Here is a 10,895-nt window from a genome sequence, read left to right on the forward strand (position 1 = left end):
GATTCATTTGAATCGCTTTATAAATTATCTAACTGAAATAATTACAAGTGTATTACTTCATCATAAGCATCTGCAACTGCTTCCATTACAGCTTCACTCATTGTTGGATGAGGGTGAACTGCTTTAAGGACTTCGTGACCTGTAGTTTCTAGTTTTCTACCTAATACCGCTTCTGCGATCATATCTGTAACTCCAGCACCAATCATATGACATCCTAACCATTCACCATATTTAGCATCAAAAATTACTTTAACAAAGCCTTCTTTGTTTCCACCAGCACTAGCTTTACCAGAAGCAGAGAATGGGAATTTACCAATCTTAACATCTAGCCCTTGCTCTTTTGCTTGGGCCTCTGTTAAACCAACACTCGCAATTTCTGGTGAACAATACGTACAGCCAGGAACATTTCCGTAGTCTAATGCTTCAACATGGTGACCAGCTATTTTTTCAACACATAAAATACCTTCTGCTGAGGCCACATGGGCCAATGCTTGGCCAGGTGTTACATCACCTATAGCATAATATCCAGGTATATTTGTTTGGTAATAATCATTTACTAAAATCTTGTCTCTATCTACTGCTATACCAACATCTTCTAATCCGATATTCTCAATATTTGATTTTATACCAACAGCAGATAAAACTATATCTGCCTCTAAAACTTCTTCTCCTTTTTTAGTTTTTACAGTAGCTTTTACGCCTTTCCCAGAAGTGTCAACAGATGTTACTTCTGCAGAAGTCATTATTTTTATACCTGACTTTTTAAAGCTACGTTCCAATTGTTTAGAAACTTCATCATCTTCAACAGGTACGATTTTTGGCATATATTCTACAATAGTGACGTCAGTTCCCATTGAGTTGTAGAAGTAGGCAAACTCAACACCAATGGCACCAGAACCTACAACGATCATTTTCTTAGGTTGCTTATCTAAAGTCATCGCCTTCCTATAACCAATAACTTTTTTGCCATCTTGTGGTAAGCTTGGCAATTCTCTTGAGCGGGCACCAGTTGCAATAATAATATTGTCAGCAGTATATTCTTTGCCATCAACATCTATTTTCTTACCTGGTTTTAATTTACCAAATCCTTCAATTACGTCAATTTTGTTCTTTTTCATTAAGAACTTAACACCATTACTCATACCGTCTGCAACACCTCTACTACGTTTTACAACTGCATCAAAGTCATGTTCAGCATCTTTCACTTTAAGACCATAATCTTCAGCGTGCTTGAGATATTCAAATACTTGAGCCGATTTTAATAATGCTTTAGTTGGGATACATCCCCAATTTAAACAAACACCACCTAAGCTTTCTTTTTCTACTACCGCAGTCTTAAAACCTAATTGAGATGCTCTAATCGCTGTTACATAGCCACCTGGACCACTTCCTAGTACAATTATGTCGTATTTACTCATGAGTAATTTTTTAGTTGAATTTTGAGGGTACGAATTTACGAAACGAAAATGTAATATTAAAGGTCTTCCGTAAAATGTCTCTTGCCTTTATCTCGAGCGAATTTTTCTTTATTGTACGTTTTCGATTCACCTTTAGGTATTGACAAGGATTTCCAATCTTTTCCTCGAATGAGCTTTCCTAGAAAAACGATCTGACCAACATGATAGGCATAGTGCATCATTTGACGGTTTATGGCTTCTGTAATTGCATGGCCTTGATTACGAATGTATATTATTCTATCCAAGTTTTTATTATCAATTGGATGTAAAGCGTTGAACAAGCAATCCCACCCTTTATTCCATGAAGTAATTAGATCTTGCTTACTAGTAAAAGTATCAACGAATTCTTGATCGCGTTCACGCCATTCCTTTTCACCATCTTCTGTTAAAAAGTTTGTCCAACGACTTAGCATATTCCCAACCAGATGTTTCACAATTATAGAAATTGAATTTGAATCTGCAACAAACTCTTTTTTAAGTTCATCATAAGATAGTTGCACAAACGTTTGATCTCCCAAACTTTTGTAATATTCAAATTGCTTTATTGTGCTTTCTAAATAATTATTCATCTGTATCTTCCGAAGGCACAAATTTTAGAGCTACACCATTTATACAATGGCGTTTGCCAGTTGTATTGCTAGGGCCATCATTAAATACATGTCCCAAATGTCCGCCACAAGTTGCGCAGTGTTCTTCTGAACGTGCATATCCGATTTTATAATCCGTTGAAAAGGCAACATTACCCTTTATTTCTCTATCAAAACTTGGCCATCCTGTGCCAGAATCAAACTTATGCTCACTTTTAAATAGTGGAGTATTGCAACCAGCACAATGGTAAATTCCAGGCTTATAATTTTTATTTAAAGCACTAGAAAAGGCACGTTCGGTACCTGCTTGGCGTAATACATAATACTGCATTTCTGAAAGTTCACTTTTCCATTCAGTATCTGTTTTTGTAACTTCATAGCTTTCCTTTACGTTTTCCTCTTTCTTTTGTGCAGTTGAGTTGCAACTCAATAAAATACCGAATAATGATGTGATAATGTACTTTTTCATAGTTTCTTTTTAAGTAAAATTACAAGGAACTTATTAATTGATTAAATTTTTAACGAGATATTAAATTTTTAAGCTTAATTAATTCTCAATTTTAGGTCTACAGAATTATATTTTTAATCAGTTTTTAAATGTATTTTATTAATAAATTAATCTTGAAAATAATATGGTCTAATAAATTCATAATTATTACAAATAGTTGTAAATTCATGGCGAATTAACACTTGAATCATTAGTCTAAAATTTCACAAATAACTTACAGAACACTTTATTAATGAAAGTATTATTTCTTACGAGAGAATTTCCGCCATACGTTTACGGAGGCGCAGGAGTACATGTCGAATATTTGGCGAAAGAATTGGCTGAACTTATAGAGGTTGATGTAAGAGCTTTTGGTGATCAAAACACTTCTATGAAGAATCCAAGTGTTAAAGGCTACCCATTTGAAGATGGTTTGTTCGCCGATAGTGACGATAAACTTAAATCGGTTTTTAAGACCTTAAGTACCGGTTTGCATATGAATGCAGATCCGATTGATGCTGATGTTGTGCATTGTCACACTTGGTATTCGCATTTTGCAGGTATAATGGCTAAATTGTGTTATGGAACGCCCTTAGTTGTTACAACACATTCTTTGGAACCCTTAAGACCCTGGAAAAGAGAACAATTGGGAAGAGGGTATGATGCTTCATCATGGGTTGAGAAAACCGCTATTGAAATGGCAGACTGTTTAATTGCAGTTTCAGAGGAGACTAAAGATGACGTTATTAAGCATTTTAATGTTGATGAAAGCAAGATTGAGGTTGTTTATAACGGGATTGATTTAAAGGAGTATGTGGTTGTAAAAGAAACCAACGTTTTAGAAACCTATAGCATAGATAAAACGAAACCTTATGTATTGTTTGTTGGAAGAATTACGAGACAAAAAGGAATTATACATTTAGTCAATGCTATAAAATATATTGATCCTGACACACAGATTGTATTATGTGCAGGAGCACCAGATACTAATGAGATAGCGAAAGAAATGGAAGATGCTGTAGCAGAAGCATCAAAAACCAGGAAAAATATCTTTTGGATTGATAAAATGTTAGATAAGAAGGATGTTATTCAGCTTTATTCTCATGCTGATGTATTTTGTTGTCCATCTATTTACGAACCCTTTGGAATTATAAATATAGAAGCTATGGCTTGTGAAACTGCAGTAGTAGCTAGTGCGGTTGGTGGAATAAAGGAAGTGGTTGTAGAAGGGGAAACAGGATTATTAATTAACTTAGAACAACAAAATGTCGCACCTTTTGAACCTGTTAACCCAGATCAGTTTTCTAGGGATTTAGCAGTCGGTGTAAACAAAGTTATTGACGATAGAAATCTAAGAGAAAAAATGGCGAAAAAGGGTAGAGAACGCGTCGAAGAATTTTTTGATTGGAAAGCAATCGCAAAACAAACTAAATCAATATACAAATCATTAATACAAGACAACTAATGAATGATAAAGTCTTAAGCATTATTTTAGGTGGTGGCCAAGGGTCTAGATTATACCCATTAACAGAAACTAGATCTAAGCCAGCTGTGCCAATTGCTGGAAAATACCGTTTGGTAGATATTCCTATTTCAAATTGTATTAACTCTAGCATTAAACGGATGTATGTTTTAACGCAGTTTAACTCAGCTTCGTTGAATAGGCATATAAAAAACACCTATCACTTTAGTTTTTTCAGCTCGGCATTTGTTGATGTTTTGGCAGCTGAGCAAACCATTGCAAGTGATAAGTGGTTTCAGGGAACAGCTGATGCGGTACGACAAAGTCTTCATCATTTTTTAAGACACAATTTTGAGTACGCACTAATCTTGTCTGGTGATCAACTTTATCAAATGGATTTTAATGAAATGATAGAAGCGCATGAAGCTAGTGGTGCTGAAATTTCAATTGCAACACAGCCAGTAAATGCAAAGGAAGCTACATCATTTGGTATTTTAAAAACAGATGAAAACAACTTCATTTCTTCATTTATAGAAAAACCAGACACTTCGCTATTACCAGACTGGACTTCACCAGTAAGCGAGGATATGAATAACGCAGGTAGAAATTATCTCGCATCAATGGGAATCTATATTTTTAATAGAGACTTATTAGTTGAATTATTGAAATCTCCCGAAACGGTAGATTTTGGTAAAGAAATTATTCCTCAGGCTATCAAAAATCATAAAACCTTGAGTTATCAGTTTGAAGGGTATTGGACTGATATTGGAAATATTGATAGCTTTTTTGATGCTAACCTAGGATTAACGGATGAAATTCCAAAATTTAATCTTTATGATAACGATCAACGTATTTATACAAATGCAAGAATATTACCAACGTCTAAAATATCAGGCACCTTGTTGGATAGGACGGTAATTGCTGAAGGATGTATAATCCATGCCGCGAAAATTGAAAGATCTGTTATTGGTATTCGATCACGAATAGGTACTGAATCCACAGTAATCAACTGCTACATGATGGGTAACGATTACTATGAATCACTTGAGGAGGTCCAGGATAAGGACATTAAAACTTATATGGGAATTGGAGAACGATGCTTCATTAAAAATGTAATCTTAGATAAAAACTGCAGAATCGGAGATGATGTTAGAATTAATGGAGGTAAACATTTAAAGGATAAAGAAACAAAAAGTTACTTGGTTAAGGATGGAATAGTTGTAGTAAAAAAGGATGCTGTTATACCTTCCGGTACCATAATACAATAGATAAACAACTTATATAGTAAATAGTTATCCAATTCAAACGTTATAGTTTAATTCGCTATAGTTTATCTTTTTATTTGTCGATAATGTATAGTAATTTCGCCGTATAATTAACAATCAATCAGCAGTATGCAAAATCAAAGACGTGTTGTCATAGATGCAGTTTCACCTCAATTAAACTGTGGAGAGTTTTTTATAAAACGTGTAGTTAATGAAATTGTAAATGTAGATGCACATGTGCTTGTTGATGGGCACGATATTATTGCAGCTTCAGTGCTTTTTAAACACGAAAGAGAACGCAAATGGAGTGAGGTAAGAATGTATCATAATGTTAATGATGAATGGAATGCATCTTTCAGTGTTGAAAAACAAGGTTTTTATACTTATAAAGTTCAGGGATGGGTAGATCATCCATTGAATTGGCAACATGGAATTGAGCGAAAGATTGATGATAATCAACATGTTAATTCTGAGTTATTAGAAGGCGTTACTTATCTAAAACCATTACTAAAAAAGGCTTCAAAAGAAGAGCAAGAATACCTTAAGTATTGTATTGATTGTTTTAATAATGAGGCAAAATATGATGAAGCTATCAAAGAGGCCGTATCTCATAACTTACATGGTATTTTTGTGAAATATCCGGAAAAATTGAATGCCAATGAATCAAAGGAATTACAGGTTTATGTAGATAGAAAGAAAGCTTTATTCAGTACTTGGTATGAGTTTTTTCCAAGATCTTCATCAGAAAAAGAAGGGCAACACGGTACATTTAAAGATTGTGAGAGATTGTTGCCTAGGGTTGCAGAGATGGGATTTGACACCTTGTATTTTCCACCTATTCATCCCATTGGTGAGGTAAACAGAAAAGGTAGAAACAATACTACTGATGCACAAGAAGGTGATGCTGGTTCTGCATGGGGAATTGGTTCGAAGCATGGTGGACATAAGGAAATTCATCCTCAACTTGGATCACTCAAAGATTTTAAAGCCTTAGTTAAAAAGGCCAAAGAACTTAATATTGAGGTTGCAATGGACTATGCACTGCAGGCTGCACCAGATCATCCTTGGGTGACTGAACATCCAGATTGGTTTAAATGGCGACCAGACGGAACAGTACAGTATGCTGAAAATCCACCTAAGAAATATCAAGACATTTTGCCAATTTACTGGGAAGGTAAAAATTATAAATCTCTTTGGATTGAATGTTTAGACATCCTACTTTATTGGATAGATTGTGGTGTCAATGTCTTTAGAGTAGACAACCCACATACAAAGCCATATTATTTTTGGAATTGGGCAATTGCAGAGGTTAAAAAGAAGCATCCAGACGTTATTTTCTTAGCTGAGGCATTCACAAAACCTAAGGTAATGCAGCAGCTAGCTAAGCAAGGCTATACACAATCTTATACATACTTTACTTGGAGAAACACCAAACATGAGTTGATTGAGTATATGATAGAATTGACGCAAACGGATCAACGCGAGTATATGCGACCTAATTTTTGGCCTAATACACCAGATATTAATCCATATCATTTACAAGGTGCCAATGAGTCTAAGTACATTCAACGTTATGTTCTTGCAGCAACATTAAGTTCTAATATTGGAATTTACGGTCCAGTGTTTGAACAACAGTTGGATGAAGCTATACCCGGAAAAGAAGAATATTATATGTCTGAAAAGTTTGAAGTAAAGCATTACGATTGGAATGTTCCCAACAAGTTGACAGCTATTATTTCTAAAGTAAATGCAATTCGTCATCAACACGAGGCATTACAACAGACTAGCAATATTAAGTTTTGCCATATAGAAAATGATAATCTCATTGCATTTTATAAATGGAATGACTCAAAAACTGATGAATTATTAATAATTGTTAGTTTAGATCAATACTATGCCCAACAAGGTACAGTACAATTACCACTAGGAGATTTAGGGATTCATGAAGGGCAACAAATAACGGTTAATGATTTAGTTACAGGAAGTAGTTATAATTGGTATAATGAGTGGAATTTTGTTGAATTGCATCCAACCTTACCATTTCATATATTTAAGATAAATAAGTAAAATGTCTAAAAAGAAATCCACAACCGTTAACCTTGAAACACTGTACAATTTTGATGTACAGTGGGAAGAGTTAATGGAGAATGAGGATTTTTTAAAAATATTTCTATCTGATGTACTAGAAAACTATATCATTAAGCAACGGTGGTATGGTGGTAAATCAAGTAAGTTAAAATATATAGAGCTTGCTGAGTATTTCCGTATTCAACAAAATGAAGAGGTTTATTATGGTTTAATACTAGAAGTTAACTTTTATGAGGCCTTTTATCAGCATTATTTTTTACCAATAGCTTTTGTTTCAGACGCGAATTTTGCTAATGATGATCGGATTCTTCCCATTAGTATTCAAAATCAAGAAGGCTTTATTATTGATGCTGTAAATCTCGAAGCGTTTAGAAAAGTAGTATTTGAACGTATCTTAACAGCCATTCCAAAAGATCGTACGCGTGTTCAGTACAAAAAAAGTCCATCCTTTAAAGATTGTGAATACGAGTCGTCTCGTTATATGGGTATGGAACAGAGTAATACATCCATAGTTTATAACGAAAAATATGTTTTAAAATTCTTCAGAAGAATTTATGCCGATCGCAATCCAGATTACGAAATGAGCCGTTTTCTTTCTGAAAAAAAGGACTTTAAAAATACACCAGCTTATTTGGGTTGTGTACAAATTAAAGATCATGAAAACACCAATATTACCATTGCTTTAATGAATGAAATGGTACCTAACGAAGGTGATGCTTGGGACTATATGCTTAAAGAATTGCATAAGGTATTTAGCAATTTAGAATACAAGAATATCCATGTTAATAAATTACCGCATACAGAACTATTTGAACGTTTAGATATTCGTGATATTCCACCTCAAATAATAGATTGGGCAGGACTTAATATATTTACCAAAATTCAGACTTTAGCCAAACGAACAGCAGAAATGCATATTGCTTTAGGTTCCGAATTCGAAGATACCTCATTTACACCAACACGTTTTAACGGTGATTACACCGTTTGGTTAAAAAACAGACTACTTTATCAGTTTCAAAATAGATTAAATGCTGTAGAGAACAATTTGCAAAAATTAGATGGTTTAGCATTGGAATTAGCAAATGAATTTTTAGAGAAGAAGAATGAAATTAGAAAACGCTTTGTAAAGTTCGATTGGACCAAGTTAAAAGGAGAGCGTCTAAGAGTACATGGCGATTATCATTTAGGTCAGATTTTAGTTAAAGACGATGATTTTTATATTTTAGATTTTGAGGGTGAGCCAGAGAGTACAATTAGAGATAGAAAAGTTAAACAACCACCATTAAAAGATGTTGCAGGTTTATTTAGATCATTTCATTATGCGATTTATGCGACAATATTTAACAACCTGGATAATTACAAACAAAGTCAAGAAGAACTCTTTGAAGCTGGAGAAATTCTATACCAATACTTTATAGGTTTATTCTTAGGCACTTATGTACAAGAAATTCAGGATGCAAATATTAACATAGGCTATCAACAAGAACGTATCTTTTTATTAAAATATTCATTGCTAGAAAAAGCAGTATATGAATTAGGCTATGAGCTTAATTCACGCCCAAGATGGGCAGTGATTCCGCTTAAAGGAATTTCAAACATTATCAACCACTAATTTTATGGCAGAAGTTATTGCACACAGCTTATTCACTGATTTTGATATAGATTTATTTAGATCAGGCAAACACTATCGCTTATACGAAAAATTTGGTTCTCATATCACCACTGTTAATGGTGTTAAAGGGACCTATTTTGCTGTTTGGGCGCCGAGTGCAAAAATGGTTTCCGTTGTTGGAGATTTTAATTATTGGTTAGAAGGTGACCATAAACTAAATGTGCGTTGGGACGGCAGTGGTATTTGGGAAGGGTTTATACCTAATATAGATAAAGGTAATACTTACAAGTACAAAATTCACAGCAGCCATAATGATATAAAGACGGAAAAAGCAGACCCTTATGCAAGGCGTTGTGAGCATCCGCCAAATACAGCATCTATTGTTTGGGATGACAACTATAAATGGAAGGATTCTAAATGGATGAAGAACCGGAAAGAACATAACGCAATAGACGCACCATTTTCGGTTTATGAGGTTCACCTTGGTTCATGGAAAAAGCAAATTGAAGAAAATAGATTTTTATCTTATACTGAACTGGCTGATGATTTAGTGGCTTATGTCAAAGACATGAATTTTACTCATGTTGAGTTAATGCCAATAATGGAATATCCTTATGATCCATCCTGGGGATATCAATTAACAGGTTACTTTGCACCAACATCGCGTTTTGGATATCCTGAAGAATTTAAGTTATTGGTTGATAAGTTACATCAAAATGATATTGGTATTATTCTAGATTGGGTACCATCTCACTTTCCTGAAGATGCGCATGGTCTTGGATTTTTTGATGGTTCGGCCTTATATGAGCACCCTGATAAAAGAAGAGGCTATCATCCAGATTGGAAGAGTTTAATTTTTAATTATGGAAGAAACGAAGTAAAGTCTTTCTTAATCAGTAATGCTATTTTTTGGTTAGATCAATATCATGCAGATGGTTTAAGGGTTGATGCTGTAGCTTCTATGCTATTTTTAGATTATAGTAGGGAAGATGGTGAATGGGAACCAAATATGTTTGGAGGAAGAGAGAACTTAGAGGCCATTTCATTTATGCGAGAAATGAATGAAGCTGTATATAGTGCATTCCCAGATATTCAAACTATTGCTGAGGAATCTACATCATTCCCAATGGTATCAAAACCAACATTTTTAGGTGGTTTAGGATTTGGAATGAAATGGATGATGGGTTGGATGCACGATACATTGCAGTATTTTGCTAAGGAGCCTATTTACAGAAGGCATCATCAAAATGATTTAACGTTTAGTATGACCTATGCTTTTACAGAGAACTTTATGTTACCATTAAGTCATGATGAAGTGGTTTATGGCAAACGATCAATTCTAGGTCGTATGCCTGGTGATGAGTGGCAACGCTTTGCTAATTTAAGGTTATTGTATTCTTATATGTTTACGCATCCTGGCACTAATTTATTATTTCAAGGTTCTGAGTTTGGTCAAAGTGAGGAATGGAATTTTCAGCAAAGTTTAGATTGGCATTTATTACAATATGCACCTCACAAAGGTGTACAGGCATTAATTAAAGATTTAAATACACTTTATAAAAACGAGCCAGCATTATTCGAAAAACAGTTTTCAGGAGAAGGATTTGAATGGATTGATTATAACGACTCTGAAAATTCAGTATTAGTCTATATTAGAAAAGGGCATGATGAAGTTAATGATTTGGTAATAGCTTGTAATATGACACCAGTACCGAGGGAAAACTATAAAATGGGAGTGCCACGAAAAGGTAAGCTAAAGGAAATTTTTAATAGTGACCTTAAAAAGTATTTTGGAAGTGGTGAGTACAAGAATAAAATGCAAGCTACAAATGCAGAAGCTTGGCAATTTAGAGATAACTCAATTGAAATTAATATCCCTCCATTAGGTGCTGTAGTATTAAAATACTCTCGATAATATCGGATTTTTCTACTAGAAA

General features: G+C 34.2%; 8 protein-coding genes. 5 read left to right on the top strand and 3 right to left on the bottom strand.

The window, feature by feature from the left end:
- Positions 1–41 precede the first annotated feature (41 nt).
- From lpdA to msrB, 3 genes are read right to left on the bottom strand one after another with little or no spacing between them, the layout of a single operon-like run.
- Positions 42–1,418 (bottom strand): dihydrolipoyl dehydrogenase, encoded by a 1,377-nt coding sequence (gene lpdA, locus ACFWV9_RS12970; protein WP_411895655.1) that lies wholly within the window; start codon positions 1,416–1,418, stop codon positions 42–44.
- A 56-nt stretch (positions 1,419–1,474) separates the two neighbouring features.
- On the bottom strand, positions 1,475–2,026 hold the full coding sequence (locus ACFWV9_RS12975) for a DUF1572 family protein (protein ID WP_411895656.1): 552 nt from the start codon (positions 2,024–2,026) through the stop codon (positions 1,475–1,477).
- Positions 2,019–2,513 (bottom strand): peptide-methionine (R)-S-oxide reductase MsrB, encoded by a 495-nt coding sequence (msrB, locus tag ACFWV9_RS12980; protein WP_411895657.1) that lies wholly within the window; start codon positions 2,511–2,513, stop codon positions 2,019–2,021. Before msrB ends, ACFWV9_RS12975 begins: the two co-directional genes overlap by 8 nt.
- 271 nt (positions 2,514–2,784) lie before the next feature.
- Here msrB and glgA point away from each other — a divergent pair, with 271 nt between their 5' ends.
- The 5 genes from glgA (at position 2,785) to glgB (ending at position 10,873) form a co-directional block, all read left to right on the top strand.
- The gene (glgA, locus tag ACFWV9_RS12985; protein WP_411895658.1) at positions 2,785–3,996 is read left to right on the top strand and encodes a glycogen synthase; all 1,212 of its coding nucleotides are present in this window, start codon (positions 2,785–2,787) and stop codon (positions 3,994–3,996) included.
- Entirely contained in the window at positions 3,996–5,261 is a 1,266-nt protein-coding gene (locus tag ACFWV9_RS12990; RefSeq protein WP_411895659.1) for a glucose-1-phosphate adenylyltransferase, read from the top strand. Before glgA ends, ACFWV9_RS12990 begins: the two co-directional genes overlap by 1 nt.
- A 126-nt stretch (positions 5,262–5,387) precedes the next feature.
- A complete protein-coding gene (locus ACFWV9_RS12995) occupies positions 5,388–7,325 on the top strand; it encodes an alpha-1,4-glucan--maltose-1-phosphate maltosyltransferase (protein ID WP_411895660.1) in 1,938 nt (645 codons plus the stop codon).
- 1 nt (position 7,326) lies between these two features.
- Positions 7,327–8,958, top strand: coding sequence for a trehalose synthase (locus tag ACFWV9_RS13000; RefSeq protein WP_411895661.1), 1,632 nt, complete (start codon positions 7,327–7,329; stop codon positions 8,956–8,958).
- A 4-nt stretch (positions 8,959–8,962) separates the two neighbouring features.
- Positions 8,963–10,873, top strand: a complete 1,911-nt coding sequence (gene glgB / locus ACFWV9_RS13005) for a 1,4-alpha-glucan branching protein GlgB (RefSeq protein ID WP_411895662.1) — start codon at positions 8,963–8,965, stop codon at positions 10,871–10,873.
- Positions 10,874–10,895: the final 22 nt, after the last annotated feature.

It is taken from the genome of Winogradskyella sp. A2, from assembly GCF_046762865.1.
Lineage (GTDB): Bacteria > Bacteroidota > Bacteroidia > Flavobacteriales > Flavobacteriaceae > Winogradskyella.